The 321-nt window shown below is 55.5% G+C and carries 1 protein-coding gene; it reads right to left on the reverse strand.

Annotated features, from left to right (window positions below; genetic code table 11):
* Positions 1-321 (reverse strand): hypothetical protein (locus tag KH400_RS30515; protein ID WP_217228792.1); only part of this gene is annotated, 321 nt, incomplete at both ends.

Raw genomic sequence — 321 nt, forward strand, 5'->3', positions numbered from 1 at the left:
CTTTCCCCCTTTTTCTCTCCTTTCCCTTCCCCCCCTCTCTTTCCCCCTCCCTCTCCCCTCCCCCCTTTTTTTTTCCTCCCTCTTTCTTTCTCCCCTTTCCCTCTTCTCCTTTCCCTTCCTCCCTTTTCCCCCCCCCTTCTCCTCTTCTTCCCCCCTCTCCCCCCCCCTCTCCTCTTCTTCTCCTTCTCCCTTCTCCCTCCTTCCCTTCTTTTCTTCCCTCTTTCTTTCCCCCCCCCTCTCTTTCCCCCCTTTTCCCTTCTTCCTCTCCCTCCTCTCCTCTCTTTTCCTCCTTTCCCTCTCCTTTTTCCTCTTCCCTTCTTC

This window comes from Desertibacillus haloalkaliphilus, from assembly GCF_019039105.1.
GTDB lineage: Bacteria > Bacillota > Bacilli > Bacillales > KJ1-10-99 > Desertibacillus > Desertibacillus haloalkaliphilus.